This is a genomic window from Rosistilla ulvae (assembly GCF_007741475.1).
GTDB classification, from domain to species: domain Bacteria; phylum Planctomycetota; class Planctomycetia; order Pirellulales; family Pirellulaceae; genus Rosistilla; species Rosistilla ulvae.
In genome coordinates, this window is record NZ_CP036261.1 from 5,465,866 (window position 1) to 5,484,330 (window position 18,465).

The window sequence follows — 18,465 nt, forward strand, 5'->3', positions numbered from 1 at the left end:
CACCTGCAACGGGCCCGCAGTTCCGTTATGCTGGCAATACTTCGAGCACAGCGTTTTCGCCGAACTCGATTCCCACCTTTACGAGCCAACCAAAGATGTCAACGATCCCACCTGTTGCTCGCCTTGCGCGATTGAATCTCTCCCGGACGAAACCGCTTCGGAACGCCTGCCAACCGCTTGCATGCGGCCTGGTTCCGATCCTCCTGTTCGTGATCACCGCGATCGCCCCGGTTCCGCTGATCGCCGAAACGAGCCCGATCGTCGCGGAGAACCAACTCCCCGGGACGACCGATTGGCAACTGACCCGCGTCCGCCCCAATGCCGGCCGCTATCGAACCTCGCTTGTCGAAGGCTACTGTTCGGAGCAATCGCTTTCGGTTGGCGAAGAATTGAAAGTCTTTATAAGCTCCGATCCGGCGGTTCCCGTCAATCTGGACATCTACCGGATGGGCTACTACGGCGGCACCGGCGGCCGGCTGGTCAAGACCTTCCCGAACATCGACACGATCACGCAACCGGTTCCCGAGGCGGGGAAAGACCGCGTGCGGCAGTGCAAGTGGGAACCGAGTGTCAGCTTCACGATTCCCGAGGATTGGGTCAGTGGAGTCTATCTGGGAAAACTGACGACGGTCCCCGAAGCCGACCAACCTTATTGGCAGAGTTACGTGATCTTCATTGTGAAAGACGATCGCCCCGCCGATTTTGTCTTCCAATGTTCGGACAACACTTGGCAAGCGTATAACCGCTGGCCCGTGAACGACTCGCTGTACACCCATCCCGACGGTCCGCAGAAGCCGGGCGTCGCGGTCAGCTTCGACCGCCCCTACGGCATGTATTGCCAGATCTTCGAACATCCGCTGTCGCTCGGTTCGGGTGAATTCCTGCTGTGGGAATTCCCGCTTTGCTTCTGGATGGAGCAACAGGGATACGACGTCACCTACGTCAGCAACAGCGACCTGTTAAACCCCGGCGAGATCGACCGCTGCAAAACGTTCCTGAGCGTCGGGCACGACGAATACTGGGACACGCGGCAATACGATACCGTCGCGGCGGCGATCGATCGTGGCGTCAATGTGCTGTGGCTGAGTGCCAACAGCGTCTATATGGTCAGCCCCTTCAGCCCCAGCGAAAGCGGCCAGTCGAATCGAATCATCACCCGCACCGGCAGCTTCGGTCCGTTGCGGGAGGAGGAGACGCAGACCTACGGCAAGATCATGGGCCCGTTCGAAACCCATGGCCCCGACGAACGAAAGATCATCGGCGCGCGGACGGTCGTTCCATTTAACGGCGGCGGCGACTGGGTTTGCACTCAGCCCAAGCACTGGATTTACGAAGGAACTCAAATGCGCCGCGGCGACCGCATCGAAGGCCTGATCGGCTGGGAACATCATGGCGATCCCGATCTGCAGCGACCGGGACTGCAGGTCGTCGCCGAGGGGACCACTTGGGCCAGCGGCACCGACCCGGGACACTGGACCGCGACGATCTTCCCCGGCCCGAAAGACAACTTCGTCTTTAACGCAGCCACGATCTACTGGGCTCAAGGACTTGCGACCCCGCCGGGGCACATCATCCCCTGGTCGCATTTCAGCCGCCCGCACGGTCCCGATCGCCGCGTTCAACAGATCACTAAAAATCTGTTTGAGCGCTCGCTACAGAAACCTCAGGATTGATCCGCGATTCAGTGATCGGTCGCGCGGCGAACGACATCCTGATCAAAGTAGTTGATCTCCATTCCCGCATCGACGATCAATTGTTGAGCGCAGATTCCCGACGACCGCGGGCTCAACAGAAACGCCGCCGTGTCGGCGACTTCGCTTGTTGAAACCGCTTTGCCACGCGGGATCACCGATTCGGCGAATAGATACGAATCGACGTAGCCCGGGATTCCCGCCGAGGCGCTCGTCTTCAAAAGCCCGGCGGCGACCGAATTAAATCGGACCTGCGAGAACTTGCTGAACGACTTCGTCAGAAACGCCAGCGACGAAGCCAACGCCGCTTTGATCGGAGCCATGTATCCGTAGCTCTCGCTCGCCATCCGCGTCGTGCTGATTCCAATCGTGACGACGCTGGCGTCGTCGGAAAAGCATCCGCGAAGCGCGTTGCAGATCGCTACCAACGAGAAGCACGAAATGTCGACAGCTTGCAGGAACTGGGCCCGCGTCGTTTCGTGAAACGGTTTGATCCCGTCGCTATAGTCGGCGAAGGCGATCGAGTGCAGCAGGCCATCGATCGTCCAGCCGTTGTCGCTGATGTAGGCGGCCAAAGCATCGATCTCCACCTGCCGCGAGACGTCACAGATCAAGATCTCGCGTCCCGGCAACAGCTTTGCCAACGATTCGCGACGTTGCTCGCTGCGGACCGAATAGATCACGTTGGCCCCGACTTCTTCCAACGTCTTAGCGACGTGAAAGGCAACGCTCTTCTTGTTCGCAACGCCCATCACCAGGATGTTGCGGCCACTGAGTTTCAGAAAATCGGTCATCCCTAGCCCTCCTCAGGCGTCGCAACGCTGCAAGCAAAGTCCAACCGAGCCGCCAATTTGCCGTCCAACATAACCTTGCCCGTCATATAGAAGGCGTTGGAGAGCTGTTCGTTCAGCGTGACGTGGAGCTCAACGGTGTCGCCCGGGCGGACCATCCGCTTGAATTTGACGTTGTCCATCCGCGTCGCCACCGGAACGACCGAACCGTCCGCCGGCGTCTGCTTGCTCAACAGAATCGCCCCGGCCTGCAAACAGCATTCGCATTGAATCACCCCCGGCACGATCGGGTAGCCGGGAAAATGCCCCTGCACAAAAAAATCGTCGCTGTGAAACGTCTTCTTGCAAACGATCGTCTGCTCGGTCTGTTCGACGATTTCATCCAACAAACGCATCGGTGTGCGGTGGGGAATGGCGGCTTCAATCTGTTCAGCGGTCATTGGTGGGGACTATGGTTCGAAGGTTGGGTATCGGCAGCGAATCGATCGCGAACTGTTCAAAACGCTATGCTACCGGACTGCCCAAAGCTTGTCATGCCGCTTATCTTAAACACTACCGGCCCCGCCTGACGCGGTTGCCCGACAGCCCTTTCGACTTCTCCGACTCCTACCCGACCATCCGCCCATGACCACCTACTTTGCCCGTGGCTCTGAAACCGCCGAACTCTCGACCGCCGATCTACGAGAGGGCTTGGAAAAGCTGTTCACCGACCGCGGCCGCCCCAGCAAAGCCCTGGCAATTCCCCCGGACTACAGCCGCCTGCCCAGCCGCGCCGGCGAAATCACCTGCCTCTGCCACGAACTGCTCGGCGATGCGATGGTCGATGTGATGCCCGCCTTAGGAACGCACAAACCAATGTCGCCGGAACAGTTAGCGCACATGTTCCCCGGCCTGCCAACCGATCTGATCCGCGAGCACAATTGGCGAAACGATGTCGTCACCCTGGGCGACGTCGATGCCGATTTCGTCAGCCAAGCGACCGAGGGAATTTATTCGGAGCCGTGGCCGGCGCAGGTCAACCGCCTGCTGCTTGAAGGAGGCCACGACATGATCCTCTCGATCGGCCAAGTCGTTCCGCACGAAGTGATCGGAATGGCCAACTACAACAAGAACATCTTTGTTGGCACCGGCGGCGTGAAGGGAATCAACGAGAGCCACTTCCTGAGCGCGGCTTACGGCATGGAACGGACGATGGGACGCGCCGACACGCCGCTGCGAAAGATCCTCAATCGCGCTCAAGACCTGTTCTGCAAAGAGATGCCGCTGGTCTACATCCTGACCGTCATCGGCCAACAGCCCGATGGATCGCTGGTCACTCGCGGGCTGTACATCGGCGACGATCACGACACGTTCTTCGAGGCGGCAGAGCTGGCCCTGAAAGTCAACTTCACCGTTTTGGAACGCGCCCCGAAAAAGATGGTCTGTTATCTCGACCCCTCCGAGTTCCACAGCACTTGGATCGGCAACAAGTCGATCTACCGAACGCGACTGGCGATCGAAGACGAAGGCGAACTGATCGTCTTGGGTCCCGCCGTGCGGATGTTTGGCGAAGACGAAGCGATCGACGGGCTGATCCGCAAATACGGTTATCAACCGAGTGCCCGCGTGATGGAATTGGTCCAACAGAACGAAGACCTCCGCAACAACCTCTCCGCCGCGGCTCACCTGATCCACGGCAGCAGCGAAAACCGCTTCCGCGTCACCTACGCCCCCGGCGAGCTGTCGCAACAGGAGATCGAAAGCGTCGGCTACAACTACGGCGACGTGAAAAGCCTGATGGAAAAGTACCCGCCGGAAAAACTGAACGACGGCTGGCACACCGACAGCGACGGCGAAGAGTTTTACTTCATCAAGAACCCAGCCCTCGGCCTCTGGGCCTCCCCAGGCCGCGTCTAATCGGTTGGAGTCGATGGCGTCAGCCGATGGAACTTTTCCCAATCGGTTGGCATAAACAGGTGTCGCCCGATTGCCTTGTTGAATGGAGCGTCCACAGGGCCAGTGGCTTATACCGCCGGCAATTCTTGTGTCGGCCTCCGGCCTAAAATCCTTGTGGAGAGCTCAAGCTCCGGCGGCTTACACCGCCGGCAGGTCGTGTGCCGGCCTCCGGCCTTGGGACTGGAATGGCCTCAGTTCCGGTGGCTTACACCACCGGCAATTCTTGTGTCGGCCTCCGGACTTGTGTGGTTTGAGCATGCAGGTATTAGGCCGGAGGCCGGCATATCCTCTGCCGGTGCTGTAAGCCACCGGAACCAAAGCCCGCAACAAAAACACAAGTCCGGAAGCCGACACAAGCCCCACGGCCGCGACCAGCCGGAGCATCCAGTAGGCCGGAGGCCGGCATATTCTCTGCCGGTGGTGTAAGCCACCGGAACCGAATTCGAGACGGAAACTAAAAGGCCGGAGGCCGACACAAGCCGAACTGCGATGTCAGGCACCCAACCGAGCACATCTCCAACACCCAAAACCAGCGGCGAGCAGCCACAACGCAAATCCCCAACCAAACAGCGAAATCGCCGACGCGGGGACTAGCCAGGTTGGGCGGTAGCGGAATTCGACTTGCCAGTTGCCTGCGGGGACCTCAAATCCTTGGCTGACAAAGTCGACGGGATGGCTGGTCGCTTGATGCCATACGGAGCCGCCGGTCGCGCGGTAGCGGGCAGTCCAGTTACCGTCTTGGATCTGAAAAAACTTGACGAGCGTCGGATGAGAAACCTCGACGTGGGAGAGCGTTCGTTCGGGTTGATGTTCTTCGATTTCCAGCTCGGAAACCGTAGGGATTGGCTCCAAATCAGTGCGAAGCGATTCGCTTTCCGATTCCAGAAGACTCGCTTGCGTCGCGTCGGTCAGATAGTCACGAACGTGCTCGGGCAAAACCGCGACGATCTCCGATGGAGCAACGACGCGCCAGTCGTCGACCAATTCGATCGGGGCTGCGTCGGGGTTGCGGACCCGGGCGTCCAAACGGATCTGCAACGGAGCTTCGGTGCTGGCCGTCGGTCCTCGTTCGGGCTGGGCGACGCGCGGCTGAAGCGTCGCATCGGCTCCTAACAATTGACACAGACGCCTCAGGCGGTCGGTGGTCTGATCCGGCGGGCTGTCGGCCAAGACCGGCCGGACCGCGTCCCAGAAGATCGGCCCGCGCCAATGACTGATCGACGTCGGCGAATTGAGCTTCGCGATCCCCGCATCCAAATGCCAGCGCATGAAGAGCGATAACTGCTGCCCATGTTCAACTTGTTCGAGTCGTAGGTTCCGCGGATCGGGAGTCGCCGACGGACTCGTCGCCCCCCAACGTTCGGGCCAACGCGGCGCGGCAGCCAGCGAAATCACGCGTCGCAGCGGTGCCGTCGTCCGCTGCATCTCGGCGAGCTTTGAATCCGACGGGGCTGATGCGGTTCCGATCAAGCCACGACCGTGAAGCGTCAATTCGATTAAGGTCAGCGCTAGCAAAGCGATCGGCAACACCCGAGAACTTGGCGGGCAGCGTCGGCAAAGAACCAACACGATCGTGGCAAAGAGGGCTGCATGCACCGCAGCCCAAAACGCTTGCAGCTGCCACAACGAAAGGTTTAAGGGCCCGAAGAAGCTGTCGGCGGCGGGGCTGAGATCGATCCCAAAACTGCCGATTGGCAGCAGGCTGATCAAAAGTGCCAGCACGGAAATTCCAATCAGCGATACCGATGCACCGCTCCATCGGTCGCGCGATCCGCGAGCCAACCGATCGACCATGTGCGCTGTCAGCAGCGCGAGCCCAAGGCTGAAAAAGACCAGCCACTTGGCGGGAAAACGAAAGTTGGCATATCCCGGAACGAAACTCACAAGGAACCAATACGGACCGCCCACCGCAGCGTTGCAGTCGTTCAAGATCATCGCGCCGCCGAACAGATAGGCTAGTTCGCGAACCGCCCAAACGAGCCCAAAGCCTCCCAAACTGAAGACCAGTCCGGCCAGGATCATTCCGTCCCAAATCCGCAGCGGATTTCCACGCCCTCGCTGCGCTTGTCGGTTGACCAAACGACGCAGATAAATCGGTAGCCGGATCAACAGACAGATCGCCGGCAGCACGCCCAGGAACAGCGACGGCGTCCAGGTCTTTCCTTCGCTGGGCAACAGTCGCGTGATCCGCGTGTTCTCGGGAAACATCTCTCCACACACGCCCGGCAACAGAGCCCCGATCCACTGCCACGGCCCCACGCTGAAATCGTAGACGTTGGCTTGATGGGTTCCGGCCGCCGGGGCTTGCCACCAAGCAGACGGCGCGGCGACATAAGGCTCTGCCGCGGTCAACTGCGCCACGCCCGATGAAGGACTGTGACGCCGCACGCTCTGCTGGGACCACTGCCACGAAGGGATGATCTGCAGCGAAGCCGCGCCGCTGGCCAAGCCGATCGCCAGTCCGATCGTCATCAATCGGAGGACCGTCCCGCCGAGCAGCATCTTGGTGCCAAGCCTTGCGTCTCCAGCGAGCCGCGTCTGACGACGGGCGACTCGCATCCGACGGATCGCGCGCAGCAAGACGTAGCCGAGGAGAAAGACGATCACTTGAGCGGCTGATTGAACATCGCCTCCCAACAACATCATCGCCAGAGCCATCGAACCGATGGCGAAGCTGACACGGTTCCAGCGATGGACCGCTTCGACCAAGAAGCCGGCCGCCAGCGGTAGCCACGCCGCACCGACGAGAAATGGCGGATTTGTGTAAAGGAACAACACGGGACCGCCGGCGGCGTAGACAACCCCGGCGAGAGCGCTGGCAGCAACCGAACCGTGATACCGGCGAGCGATCCAAAAAACGCTGAGCCCCGCCAGGATCAGATGCAGGTAGATGTAGACCGCCAGCGATTGCGGAGCGTCGAGGCCGAGATGGAAGACCAATCGGCCGGGATAGAAGAGCGCCGTCGTCGTCTCACCGGCAACCGGCAGGCCAAACTGATCCAAGGGGTTCCAGAGCGGTAGATCGCCGGCAGAGATCCGCGCATCGATCGCTCGATAGAGCGGTTGGTAGAAATGGGAGACGTCGCGAAACGCGAGCCGTCGATCACCCGAGAGAGCTGGGTAGAGAATCGCCCCCAACGATAAGGTCAACAAGCCAAGCGGGATTAAAAACGCTTTCACATGGACCCTGTTGCCGGATGCGGCGTCGGCGGTTCAGCCACAGCCGCCCGCTTCCGCCTCGATTGCATACCAGGCACGTGGCCCGTCGCAAAGAAGCGACGGGCTCTAACCAAGCGATTTACTTGCGCGAGATACGCATCTGACCGCGTGCTCGCAACGCCGACGCATCGCGGACCTGACGCTGCTCTTCGGTATTCGCAGGCAACTGCAACGCGGCTGCCAACTCTTTCTCCGCATCGGCGTAGACGATGTCGCTGACCGGCATCGCTCGACCGGTGAGGATCGAGACGACGTTGTTCTCGACTTGAGCAAACCCGCCGTCGACGAAATAGGTCTCGGTCGACGAACTATCGGTCAGTTCAAGCTGTCCAAACCCGAGGCGTCCGATCAACGGAGCGCGTCCGGGAAGCACGCCCATCGCACCGTCGTACAATGGCAGCACCAGACTGTCGACTTCGCGATCGATCTCGGTTTTCTCTGGCGTCACTACAACGCACTTTAACTTTGCCACGATCTATGCCTTTTTCCAGGTGCCGTTCTACTTCTTCGCCTTTTCTGCCATCTGCTTGGCTTGCTCTTCCGCCTGTTCGATCGAACCGACGTACATGAACGCTTGCTCTGGCAGATGATCCCACTTGCCGTCGCAGATCTCTTCGAAGCTGCGAATGGTATCGCCGATCGAGGTGACTTCACCCGGCTTGCCGATGAACTTTTCGGCGACCAAAAACGGTTGCGACAGGAAGCGTTCGATACGACGAGCGCGGTGAACGATCATCTTGTCCGATTCGCTCAATTCGTCGACACCCAAAATCGCGATGATGTCTTGCAATTCGCGGTAGCGTTGCAGGATCGTTTGCACGCGACGAGCGATCGCATAGTGGCGTTCGCCGACGTATTGAGGATCGAGAATACGGCTGTTCGAAGCCAATGGATCGATCGCAGGGTAGATACCCTTTTCCGAGATCGAGCGTTCCAGATAGATGAACGCGTCCAACTGACCAAACGCCGTCGCAGGAGCCGGATCGGTCGGATCATCCGCAGGAACGTAAACCGCTTGTACCGATGTGATCGCACCCTTCTTGGTCGACGAAATTCGCTCTTGCAGAGCACCCATTTCGGTCGCCAGCGTAGGTTGGTAACCCACAGCCGAAGGCATACGTCCCAACAACGCCGATACTTCCGAACCGGCTTGCGAGAAGCGGAAGATGTTATCGACAAACAACAGCGTATCGACGCCGGTGGTGTCACGGAAATATTCCGCCATCGTCAGTGCCGACAACGCAACACGCAAACGAGCCCCTGGTGGTTCGTTCATCTGGCCGAAGACCATGCAGGTCTGCTCGATAACGTTACGACCGGTCGAACCGATCTCCGTCTCTTGCATTTCCAACCACAGGTCGGTTCCTTCACGAGTTCGTTCGCCGACACCCGCGAATACCGAATAACCACCGTGAGTCGAAGCGATACGAGCGATCAACTCGGTCAAGATAACGGTCTTGCCCAGTCCCGCACCACCAAACAGACCCGCTTTACCACCGCGAACAAACGGAGTCAGCAGATCGATCACCTTGATACCGGTCTCGAACAATTCGGTGTTCGTCGACAGCTCCGAAATCTGTGGAGCTTGACGATGGATCGGCCAACGCTCGTCCGATTCGACAGGACCGCGACCGTCGACGGGTTCACCCAAGACGTTAAAGACGCGAGCCAAAGCTCCCTTGCCCACGGGAACGGTGATCGGCGAACCGGTGTCGATGACTTCCATTCCGCGAATCATGCCGTCGGTGCTACCCAACGCGACGCAGCGGACGCGTCCGCCGCCGAGGTGCTGTTGCACTTCGCCGGTCAGATTGACTTTGACGCCCTTGTGCTCCGACGTGATCTTCAGCGCGTTGTAGATCTTCGGCAGAGCATCCTGCGGGAATTCCGCATCGAACGTCGATCCGATGATCTGGGTAACGCGGCCCGACTTGTTTTCAGTGACGGTTGACATTTTGATAGATCCCTCGCTTTAGCGTCGGGTTGATTGTTGATGAATGAATTGGATTAATTGGCCAAGGCTTCGACGCCACCGATGATTTCCATGATCTCGCCGGTAATCTGCGATTGGCGAGCACGGTTGTAGGTCATCGACAGTTGCTTGATGATCTCGCCGGCGTTTTCGGTCGCACTTTTCATTGCCACCATACGTGCCACCTGTTCGCTAACAGCAGCGTCCAGGAAGCATTTGAACAATCGAATCTTGAAGCTCGTCGGAACGACCTCTTCCAGAATGCTTTCCGCCGATGGCAGGAATTCATAATCGGCCGACAACCCAGTCGCTTCCTCTTCGTCGAGGTCGATCGCACCAAGCGGCAACAGCGTCTCAATCACCGCTTCCTGCTTAGCGACGCTGTGGAACTTGGTGTAAACAACGTCCAAACGATCGATCTCACCCGCAGCGTAAGCCGCCAGATATTTGTTGGCGATCTGTTCGACTTCGGCAAACTTCGGCTGGTCGTCGAACTGCTGGTAGGTGTCGTTAGTCTTGATCCCGCGGAACTTAAACGCACCGATTCCGCGCTTGCCGCTGACATCGATGTTCAAGTGATCCATCGACTTGCGAAGCTCTTCGATCCGTGGCAATGCGCGACGGAAGATCGAGCTATTGTAACCGCCGCACAGGCCGCGGTTGCTGGTCAGCACCAAACAGGAAGCCGCCCGTGGATCGGGACGTGCTTCGAGCAACGGGTGTTGAACTTCCAAACCGGCCGCCGCAAGGCTGGCGACGATCTGGGTAATACGTTCGGTGTAATCGGTCGCCGCAGCGGCTCGATCCATCGCTTTGCGAAACCGCGCCGTCGCGATCAATTCCATCGTCCGCGTGATCTTGCGGATGTTGCGAATCGATTTCCGGCGTTTATCAAGTGCTCTGGCGTTGGCCATGGATGATTCAGGTTGTTTTAGTTCAGAACGTTAAGCGGAACGCTGAATCCGAACGGATCGGATTCAGTAAACATCGGGATGTCTGATCGGTGCCGCTTGCGATCCGCCGCCGCGATCAGAAATCCGCTTACGCAGCGGGCTTCCAGCCTTGCTTGAAATCTTTGATCGCTGCTTCCAGCTTTTCAGTCACGTCGTCCGACATCTCGCCCGATTCCTTGATGCTCGATGCGATTCCGCTGTGCTTGTCATTGATGAACTGCAACAACGCTTTCTCGAACTCTTGAACCTTGTCGACAGCGACATCATCCAGGAAGCCCTTGGTACCGGCGTACAAGCTGATCACCTGCAGCGATACATCCAACGGCGAATACTGAGGCTGCTTCAGCAGTTCGACCATTCGGTAACCGCGATCCAACTCTTGTTGCGTTGCCGCATCGAGGTCGGTACCCAGTTGAGCGAACGCTTCGAGAGCACGGAAGGCTGCCAATTGCAGACGCAAACCACCGGCGACCTTCTTCATCGCCTTGATCTGAGCGGCACCACCCACGCGAGAAACCGAAATACCGGCGTTCATCGCGGGACGCACACCTGAGAAGAACAAGTCGGGTTGCAGGTAGATCTGGCCGTCGGTGATCGAAATCACGTTGGTTGGAATGTAAGCCGAAACTTCGCCTTCGAGCGTTTCAATGATCGGCAGGCTGGTCAACGATCCGCCACCAAGCTCATCGTTCAGCTTGCTGGATCGTTCCAACAAACGACTGTGGCAATAGAAAACGTCTCCGGGGAACGCTTCGCGGCCTGGCGGACGTCGCATCAGCAACGACATTTGGCGATAGGCGACCGCTTGCTTGCTGAGATCGTCATAGACGATCAACGCGTGCTGGCCGTTGAACATGAAGTGTTCGGCCATCGCGGTTCCAGCGTAAGGCGCGACATATTGCAGCGGTGCGGGAGCACTGGCACCGGCGACGATGATCGTGGTGTAGTCCATCGCGCCGTGCTTTTCCAACGCGTCGACGACGGTTGCAACCGCACTATCCTTCTGTCCGATCGCGACGTAGAAACACTTAACGCCGTTCCCTTTTTGGTTGATGATCGCGTCGATCGCCACGGCGGTCTTGCCGGTCTTGCGGTCGCCAATGATCAGCTCGCGTTGCCCGCGGCCGATCGGCGTCATCGCATCGATCGCCTTGATACCGGTTTGCAGCGGCTCGTGAACCGGTTGCCGTTCGGAAACACCCGCCGCGATGACTTCGACGTCGCGGCGAATGTCCGATTGCACGGGGCCCTTGCCGTCCATCGGGTTGCCCAGCGGATCGAGCACGCGCCCGGCAACGGCGTCGCCAGCGGGGACGCTCAACAGCTTGCCCAACGCCTTGACTTCGTCGCCTTCTTCGATGGTCAGGTAATCACCCAAGATGATCACACCGACGCTGCTTTCTTCCAAGTTAAAAGCCAACCCGATCGAACCGTTGGGAAATTCGACCATCTCGCCAGCCATTACGCCCGAAAGGCCGTAAACGCGAGCGATACCGTCGCCAACTTCCAAGACCGTTCCGACTTCGCGGACATCAACCTTGCTCTCGTACTGCTCGATCTCTTGTTGCAAGACCGAAGCAATCTCATCGGAGTTGAATTTCATCCGTATATTTCCTTGTTGTACCGTGCGGTGTTTGTGAACCGCTTGCGTCTAACTTTGTATTTGTAATCACAGCGACGGAGCGTCGCTTGGACGTTATCGTGCGGCGTTACGATCCGTTGGCGAACGAATCGGCATTGGCGATCAATTTACTTGCGAGACCATCGCGAGCCCGCTGCGACAGCGATTCCAATTGGCCCGCGACACTCGAATCGATCACGGTGTCGCCAATCCGAACGACCAAGCCGCCGATCAGCTGTGGGTCGACCGTTTCCTTCAAAACAACATCCTTGCCGAGCTTGTCTGCCAAGCGTTGTTGGACGCTCTGGCGCAGTTCGTCGGTCAACGGAAGCGCAGTTCGCACCTCCGCAACCACGCGTCCCATCATCTCGTTTTTCAGCTGATCCGCCGAATATCGGATCTCGTTCAGGTAGCCCAACCGACCGCGGCCAGCGACCACCTTCAAAAAGCGAAGCAACACGGGATGCACCTTGTCACCAAGCAGGCTGTCCAAGATCCGCGACTTCTCTTCTTGGCTAACCCGTGGCGAGGCGAAAACCGAGGCCAGCGTCGGATGCTGCGACAGAACATCGTCGACCAATTGGCCCAACTGCTCGATCGCGTCATCCGTCACGCCTTCTTTCATGGCCGCGCCGATTAACGCTTGAGCATAGACACGCCCAAGTTGCAAAGCTCCGGTGTCCAGCACCGTATCATGCTTGGCAGATTCGTTCATCGTTTCGCATCAATCCCGAAAGTTATGGTGACTTGTATCAGTGACGCCGCCGGATCGACGAAATCCGGCCGACGTTTCGGTGAGACCCAAAACGGATTGTTCTGAGTCTGCAATTTAACCTAATTCTCGATCGACAAGCGATCAGTTTTGGCTGGGCATATTGTCCAGCGACTTGCGAATCAAATCGGCATGATCGCTTTCGTTCAACTCACGTCCAACCACTTGGCGGGCCAACTGCAGAGCAATCGCCGACGAGTGACTTGCCAATTCGCCGATCGCGACGGTCTTGGCGGATTGAATTTCAGCAACCGCACGATCGCGTTGGCGATCCGCTTCGGCTTTCGCTTCGTCGATGATGCCTTGCTTGGATTGCTCCGCATCGCGACGTGCTTCGGCCAACATCGATTGCACCTGAGTCTGCGCGTCGTCCAATTTCGTTTGATATTCGGACAACATCGCATTGGCGGTCGAACGAGCGCGTTCGGCGTCGGTCAGGTCGTCGTGAATCTTGGCTTCGCGAGCTTGCAGACCTTCGAGAATCGGAGGCCAGATAAACTTCGCCAACACCAAAAACACAACAGCAAAGATCGCCAAGTTCCAGAGCGCGGCACCCGGATCGGCTTTCAACAAAAACGGCGTTTCCGCGTGTCCTTGTTCGTGACCGTCCGTTTCGTGATCCGACGCTGCTTCAGCCTTTGCCGCATGGTCGTCCGCCGCCTGGCAGGCAGCGGGCGCGACGATTGCCATCGCCAACGTTAGCCATAGTGCCGTCAGGCAACTCGAGCGAATTAACTTCATGAACATTCACCTTGGTGGGGAACCCTAGTTCAAGCGCGCGCCGCGAGGAATCACGATCGCACGCACAAAAAAGTTCGCCGAACTAATTGAGAATGTACTCAAGAATCAACGCGATCACGGTCACACCTTCGATCAGAGCACAAGCGATCAGCATGTTTGTACCGATCCGTCCGCCCGCTTCGGGTTGACGTGCGATCGCGTCGACAGCGTTGCCGCCGATGCGTCCGATGCCAAGGCTAGCGCCCAGGATCACAAGGCCCATGCCCAATCCAGCGCCCATCTTGCCCAATTCTGACGATTGTGCCAGCAACATCATGAAGTCCAACATCTTTGGATTACTCCTAACAATTCGTTAAGTGGAAACAGTTTCGTAATGCGAAATGCAATGGATGCCCTAAGCCGTCACTGGCCGAAGGTCTTGAGGTCGAATCATCTTATCTACATCCATCTGCGATTCGTCGCTCAGCGGATTCTCTTCGTGCTCCTCGTCGTGTTCGCCGACCGCACCAGCGGAGATGAACAAGACGGTCAAGAACGTGAAGATAAACGCCTGCAACGCACAGATGAACAATTCCAGCAACGTCAGCACCACACCGCCAAACAAGACGGCCAAGCCAACGCCATATCCCATCACCGCTCCGTTTGCAGCGGCGTCAAAGATCAAAGCAATAAACGCGGCGATCACCAAGTGACCTGCCATCATCGTCCCGAAAAGACGCATGGCAAGGACGGTGCACTTGATCATCAGCCCCATCCATTCGAGCACGAACATCATCAAGCCCATGCCGATCATCGGACTCTTCCAGTCCCAACCGACGGGGTTGAAGTGAGCCAGAAAGTGGACGACGCCCTGCTCGCGGATACCGATCACGATGATCGCGATAAACGATGCCATCGCGAGCACCAGGTTCAACCCCAAGTTACTGGTCGCCGTGCCGCCCCAATGTTCCCATCCGGGATCATTGGTCAACAATCGCAGGATCGGCCCAAACGGGATCAGCCCAAGGATGTTGGCAAACAGAATGAAGAAGAAGATCGTCCAGACATAGTAGATGTATTTGTCGGTCAGTCCCTTCAGGTTGGGACGGGCGACCTCATCGCGGATGAACGTGCACAGCAATTCAAACAGCTGAGCACCGCGACCGCGGGTCTGATATTTCGTCAATCCTGGTCCGACGGGGCGAACGCGTCGCGACACCCATGCGAACACCAAGATCACCAGCACAGCCGCGACGAGCGTCATCACCATATGATTGGTGATGTAGAACTCGTAGACGCCGTTCTGGATATTCAACCAGCGATTGTCGTAATCGGGCCCACCAACCTGCCACGTAAACAGCGGCTCGGAGTGCAGCGTGTGAGGGACGACATGATCAACAGGGCCGTGCCCCGCTGCGAGCATTGAAATATTTAGCATGATTGTGCCTCCTGTGTCGACGAGGTCGGGGACATCTGACGTACCAGCCAAACGACCTCTACGACCAAGAAGGTCAAGTACCAGTAAAGGATCCATCCGCCGACAACTTGCCGTTGGCCAAGCCCCGCGGAAACAAAAACAATCGCTCCGGCCATCGCCATCGCAACGCGAACCAACATTCCGGCGATGGCCCCCGCAACGATTCCATCAACGCTCGCCCGCGACATCGTCAGCGTGACAAACAGCGAGGCGATCGCGCCGGTGAAGCAGACCAATCCGCACGCGACGACTAGCGCCAGCGGCTGTTCGGTCAAGCGAGCCAAAATCATCGACGCGGCAAACGCGATCATGCCAGCACCAACCATGACTGGAATCCCAGTCCTCGCGGCGATCGGTTGGCGTGATGAGTACGTCATGTACGGGTCGTGATTCTTACGTTAGCCGACAGGGCTGATTTCCAAATCTTTTCAAACGCATTTCTATTGATTCAGCTTGTTCGCCAATCGGATGAAGTTGTACATCCCCGCGGAAAACCCGAGAATGCCCCCTATCAAAAAACCCCAAGGAGTTTGCCACATAAAATGGCTATCAATGAGGTAACCAATTGTCGCTGGAACGAACATCGCACCGGCCAATTCGAGCCCCGCTCCTGCAAATCTCAAGTAGCTCGGCTTGTCATCGTCGGAGCCTGCCAATGTTTGCACCTCGGAGTGTCCAGCGGCACGATGTGATCCATTATTGATCAATGTGGGGCGAGTTTAGCCTGAAAATGATATCGCTCAACAGCAAGCGACCAAACGCCGCACCAAGCCTACCGCGAGGACGAGTCTAACGGTTGCGCCAGATTGCCCAATTGGAGCGAAAAAAGGGAATGACTTTTTTCGGCACGCTATTCACCCTTTCGAAGCCAAAACGACACAATAATGGCAAGCACGACCACATTGACAATGTTCTGCGGAATCTCAAAAAGCTAGCCCCTAGAACAGGCTCGATTCCCTTGCAATAATGGTAGCGGGCCCCAACGTCCCCTTCACCCTGTGACTCCAGATCGCACTCGATGGCAGCGAGGTTCGCCGCGCGCCGCCTTGAGTTGGATTCACTTGTGTGCTGCCCGCCATGTCCATGCCCATTCAGATGCAATGCGATGAACCGTTGCAGCGACCAACACGGAGCTCTTAAATTGATCACAACCGCCGATTTGAAATCCCAGACGCGTTCAGACCTGGCAAATATGGCTCGTGAATTAGGAGTTCAGGGTTGGCATGGGATGCGTAAAGACCAACTGATCGAAGAACTGCGCAAGGTCCGTCGCCGCACCCAACAAAAGGCTGCGCGGGACAAAGCGAAAGGGAAGAGCGACACCAAGGTTGCTAGCAAACAAACCTCTGCCAAGAAGTCGGCGACTTCCAAAACTGCTAGCACCAGCAAGCGGCGTCAGCAGAAGTCGGCACCGACACCCGCGGCCCCTCGCGTGACCCGCGTCGGCCGCATGATCCAGAAACACCGCGCCGAACTCGAGAAACGCAAAGACCTCTCGGCGACCATGCTGGTCAAAGGCTCCAACGCCAAGAGCAGCAACGGGCAACCAGCAACCGACACCAAAGATCGCGTGGCCCTTTTGGTCCGCGATTCCTTCTGGCTGCAAGCGACTTGGGATGTCCAGCGCTCGAGCGTCGAACGAGCCCGCGCGGCGCTCGCCGAACAATGGCATGCGGCGATCCCCGTCCTGCGTTTGATTCGCGTTGCCGATACGTCCAAGACAAACGCTTCGGAACAAACCGATCGCGACATCCCTGTCCACGGCGGCGTTAACAACTGGTACATCGATATCCTCGATCCACCGAGCCGCTATCAAGTCTTGTTGGGCTACCTGGTCGAATCGACCGACCGCTTCTTCGCGCTCTGCAAGAGCAACATTGTCGAGCCGCCCGAACCGGGCGTTAGCGACCCAATCGATGCGCATTGGCAAGACATTGCCGAAGATTACGAGCGGATCTATTCGCTCAGCGGCGGCAAAGAAGACGGCGAGAACTCGGAGCTCAAAGAGCTCTTCGAAGATCGGCTGCGTCGCCGAATCCGCGTCTCCAACAGCGGAGGACTGACCAACGGGGCTGACCTTTCGCTCCGCCGTGAGCGTCGGTTCCCCTTTAAAGTCGACGCCGAACTGATTGTTTTTGGATCGACCTCTCCCGGCTCTTCGGTCACGATCGCTGGCGAACCCGTTCGCCTGCAACCCGACGGAACCTTTACCGTCCGAATGGAACTTCCCGATCGCCGGCAAGTCCTCCCTGTCGTTGCCAGTTCGCCTGACGGAATGCAACAACGGACAACCGTTGTCGCCGTCGAACGCAACACCAAGGTGATGGAACCGATCTCGCGCGATTCCGAATGCGAAGACTGATCCGTCTTCCGGTGTCCTAACCGAAAGCGGAACGCGGCATCGCAAACGCGTCGATTCGCGAGAACGATCCTGACGAACTCTCATCTGCACAACGGTCCTGCCAAATCGCGGGACCGTTTTTGCTAGAGGGGCGATCGCTTCACTGACCACCAGATCGCTGGCAAGAACAGCTGCCGCGATGAGACCGGCGACTGCACAGCCGCGGCGATCACGAGCTCACCAAAACCTAGCGAGCATCTTCGCGTTCTATCAATCCATCGCGGATATGAACCACGCGATCGGCTCGCTCGGCCACCTCGGGACTGTGCGTGATGATCACCAGCGTCTTGTTCTGCTGCTGATGCAAGCGATCGAACAGATCCAAGACGTCGTTCCCCGTCTTCGAATCGAGATTCCCCGTCGGTTCATCCCCCAACAGCGCCACCGGATCGTTTGCCAGCGCGCGAGCCAGAGCGACGCGCTGCCGCTCGCCAACGGAGAGCTTCTGAGGAAAATGGTTCAGCCGATGCGACATGCCAACGGATTCCAACAGCTCGGTCGCCAGCGACGCCCGATGACTGGGCGACCAACCTTTGACGAACATCGGAATCTGCACGTTTTCCACCGCGGTCAGCGTCGGAATCAGATGGAACGATTGAAAGACAAACCCGATCTTGTCGGATCGCAATTTGTGCAACGGATGGATCGAAGTGATCGGCTGGCCATCGAAGTAGATCTCGCCGGTCGTCGGCGTATCCAACGCACCTAACAAGTTCAACAGCGTGCTCTTGCCGCTGCCACTGGGCCCCATGATCACGACATATTCGCCGCGACGGATATCCAACGAAACGCCCCGCAGCGCCGGGACGTCGCCATCGGGATAGTTCTTCGTAACGTCTTCGGCTCGGATCAGAATCCCGCCGTCGGATGCTGCTTGCTGGTTCATGCTAAACCGCCACTCTTGGTCTCTACT

Annotated in this window: 17 protein-coding genes; 3 read left to right on the plus strand and 14 right to left on the minus strand. The window is 58.0% G+C overall.

Features of this window, described 5'->3' with window-relative positions:
- The first annotated feature begins 95 nt into the window (after positions 1-95).
- Positions 96-1,673, plus strand: a complete 1,578-nt coding sequence (locus EC9_RS19315) for a N,N-dimethylformamidase beta subunit family domain-containing protein (RefSeq protein ID WP_218934270.1) — start codon at positions 96-98, stop codon at positions 1,671-1,673.
- An 8-nt stretch (positions 1,674-1,681) separates the two neighbouring features.
- On the opposite strand, the gene EC9_RS19320 is transcribed toward EC9_RS19315, so the two are convergent.
- Both EC9_RS19320 and EC9_RS19325 read right to left on the minus strand, forming a co-directional pair.
- Positions 1,682-2,485 (minus strand): enoyl-ACP reductase FabI, encoded by an 804-nt coding sequence (locus tag EC9_RS19320; RefSeq protein WP_145347789.1) that lies wholly within the window; start codon positions 2,483-2,485, stop codon positions 1,682-1,684.
- 2 nt (positions 2,486-2,487) lie between these two features.
- Positions 2,488-2,922 (minus strand): 3-hydroxyacyl-ACP dehydratase FabZ family protein, encoded by a 435-nt coding sequence (locus EC9_RS19325; protein WP_145347790.1) that lies wholly within the window; start codon positions 2,920-2,922, stop codon positions 2,488-2,490.
- Positions 2,923-3,106: 184 nt separating this feature from the next.
- On the opposite strand from EC9_RS19325, the gene EC9_RS19330 reads away from it, so the two are divergent.
- Positions 3,107-4,378: a lactate racemase domain-containing protein gene (locus tag EC9_RS19330; protein ID WP_145347791.1), complete on the plus strand. Its 1,272-nt coding sequence runs from the start codon at positions 3,107-3,109 to the stop codon at positions 4,376-4,378.
- A gap of 531 nt (positions 4,379-4,909) precedes the next feature.
- Here EC9_RS19330 and EC9_RS19335 read toward each other — a convergent pair.
- The 11 genes from EC9_RS19335 to EC9_RS27375 form a co-directional block, all read right to left on the minus strand.
- The gene (locus EC9_RS19335) at positions 4,910-7,597 is read right to left on the minus strand and encodes a hypothetical protein (protein WP_145347792.1); all 2,688 of its coding nucleotides are present in this window, start codon (positions 7,595-7,597) and stop codon (positions 4,910-4,912) included.
- Positions 7,598-7,715: 118 nt separating this feature from the next.
- A complete protein-coding gene (atpC, locus tag EC9_RS19340; RefSeq protein WP_145347793.1) occupies positions 7,716-8,108 on the minus strand; it encodes an ATP synthase F1 subunit epsilon in 393 nt (130 codons plus the stop codon).
- 27 nt (positions 8,109-8,135) lie between these two features.
- The gene (atpD, locus tag EC9_RS19345; protein WP_145122621.1) at positions 8,136-9,590 is read right to left on the minus strand and encodes a F0F1 ATP synthase subunit beta; all 1,455 of its coding nucleotides are present in this window, start codon (positions 9,588-9,590) and stop codon (positions 8,136-8,138) included.
- 53 nt (positions 9,591-9,643) lie between these two features.
- Entirely contained in the window at positions 9,644-10,522 is an 879-nt protein-coding gene (gene atpG / locus EC9_RS19350) for an ATP synthase F1 subunit gamma (protein WP_145347794.1), read from the minus strand.
- Positions 10,523-10,649: 127 nt separating this feature from the next.
- Positions 10,650-12,164, minus strand: coding sequence for a F0F1 ATP synthase subunit alpha (gene atpA / locus EC9_RS19355; RefSeq protein ID WP_145347795.1), 1,515 nt, complete (start codon positions 12,162-12,164; stop codon positions 10,650-10,652).
- A gap of 106 nt (positions 12,165-12,270) precedes the next feature.
- Positions 12,271-12,897 (minus strand): F0F1 ATP synthase subunit delta, encoded by a 627-nt coding sequence (locus tag EC9_RS19360; protein WP_145122624.1) that lies wholly within the window; start codon positions 12,895-12,897, stop codon positions 12,271-12,273.
- A 141-nt stretch (positions 12,898-13,038) separates the two neighbouring features.
- Positions 13,039-13,695, minus strand: coding sequence for a F0F1 ATP synthase subunit B (gene atpF / locus EC9_RS19365; protein ID WP_145347796.1), 657 nt, complete (start codon positions 13,693-13,695; stop codon positions 13,039-13,041).
- 82 nt (positions 13,696-13,777) lie between these two features.
- Positions 13,778-14,023 (minus strand): ATP synthase F0 subunit C, encoded by a 246-nt coding sequence (gene atpE / locus EC9_RS19370; RefSeq protein WP_145122626.1) that lies wholly within the window; start codon positions 14,021-14,023, stop codon positions 13,778-13,780.
- A gap of 66 nt (positions 14,024-14,089) precedes the next feature.
- Positions 14,090-15,112, minus strand: a complete 1,023-nt coding sequence (gene atpB, locus EC9_RS19375) for a F0F1 ATP synthase subunit A (protein ID WP_145122627.1) — start codon at positions 15,110-15,112, stop codon at positions 14,090-14,092.
- A complete protein-coding gene (locus tag EC9_RS19380) occupies positions 15,106-15,528 on the minus strand; it encodes a hypothetical protein (RefSeq protein WP_145347797.1) in 423 nt (140 codons plus the stop codon). The genes atpB and EC9_RS19380 overlap by 7 nt, the downstream gene beginning before the upstream one ends.
- A 63-nt stretch (positions 15,529-15,591) precedes the next feature.
- Positions 15,592-15,816 (minus strand): AtpZ/AtpI family protein, encoded by a 225-nt coding sequence (locus tag EC9_RS27375; protein WP_391556707.1) that lies wholly within the window; start codon positions 15,814-15,816, stop codon positions 15,592-15,594.
- Positions 15,817-16,256: 440 nt separating this feature from the next.
- On the opposite strand from EC9_RS27375, the gene EC9_RS19390 reads away from it, so the two are divergent.
- Positions 16,257-17,513 carry a DUF4912 domain-containing protein gene (locus EC9_RS19390; protein ID WP_315852295.1) on the plus strand — a complete coding sequence of 419 codons (1,257 nt, stop codon included), beginning with the start codon at positions 16,257-16,259 and terminating at the stop codon, positions 17,511-17,513.
- Between the two features lie 226 nt (positions 17,514-17,739).
- Here the strand turns inward: EC9_RS19390 and EC9_RS19395 are convergent, their stop codons facing one another.
- A complete protein-coding gene (locus EC9_RS19395) occupies positions 17,740-18,438 on the minus strand; it encodes an ABC transporter ATP-binding protein (protein WP_145122630.1) in 699 nt (232 codons plus the stop codon).
- Positions 18,439-18,465: the final 27 nt, after the last annotated feature.

What these genes read in the sequence shown, in the direction of transcription:
- EC9_RS19390 (WP_315852295.1), top strand. Translation starts at nt 16,257, where the DNA reads ATGAACCGTTGCAGCGACCAACACGGAGCTCTTAAATTGATCACAACC.
- EC9_RS19325 (WP_145347790.1), bottom strand. Translation starts at nt 2,922, where the DNA reads ATGACCGCTGAACAGATTGAAGCCGCCATTCCCCACCGCACACCGATG.
- atpB (WP_145122627.1), bottom strand. Translation starts at nt 15,112, where the DNA reads ATGCTAAATATTTCAATGCTCGCAGCGGGGCACGGCCCTGTTGATCAT.
- EC9_RS19315 (WP_218934270.1), top strand. Translation starts at nt 96, where the DNA reads ATGTCAACGATCCCACCTGTTGCTCGCCTTGCGCGATTGAATCTCTCC.
- atpE (WP_145122626.1), bottom strand. Translation starts at nt 14,023, where the DNA reads ATGTTGGACTTCATGATGTTGCTGGCACAATCGTCAGAATTGGGCAAG.
- atpG (WP_145347794.1), bottom strand. Translation starts at nt 10,522, where the DNA reads ATGGCCAACGCCAGAGCACTTGATAAACGCCGGAAATCGATTCGCAAC.
- EC9_RS19320 (WP_145347789.1), bottom strand. Translation starts at nt 2,485, where the DNA reads ATGACCGATTTTCTGAAACTCAGTGGCCGCAACATCCTGGTGATGGGC.
- atpD (WP_145122621.1), bottom strand. Translation starts at nt 9,590, where the DNA reads ATGTCAACCGTCACTGAAAACAAGTCGGGCCGCGTTACCCAGATCATC.
- EC9_RS19380 (WP_145347797.1), bottom strand. Translation starts at nt 15,528, where the DNA reads ATGACGTACTCATCACGCCAACCGATCGCCGCGAGGACTGGGATTCCA.
- EC9_RS19360 (WP_145122624.1), bottom strand. Translation starts at nt 12,897, where the DNA reads ATGAACGAATCTGCCAAGCATGATACGGTGCTGGACACCGGAGCTTTG.
- atpA (WP_145347795.1), bottom strand. Translation starts at nt 12,164, where the DNA reads ATGAAATTCAACTCCGATGAGATTGCTTCGGTCTTGCAACAAGAGATC.
- EC9_RS19395 (WP_145122630.1), bottom strand. Translation starts at nt 18,438, where the DNA reads ATGAACCAGCAAGCAGCATCCGACGGCGGGATTCTGATCCGAGCCGAA.
- EC9_RS19330 (WP_145347791.1), top strand. Translation starts at nt 3,107, where the DNA reads ATGACCACCTACTTTGCCCGTGGCTCTGAAACCGCCGAACTCTCGACC.
- atpF (WP_145347796.1), bottom strand. Translation starts at nt 13,695, where the DNA reads ATGAAGTTAATTCGCTCGAGTTGCCTGACGGCACTATGGCTAACGTTG.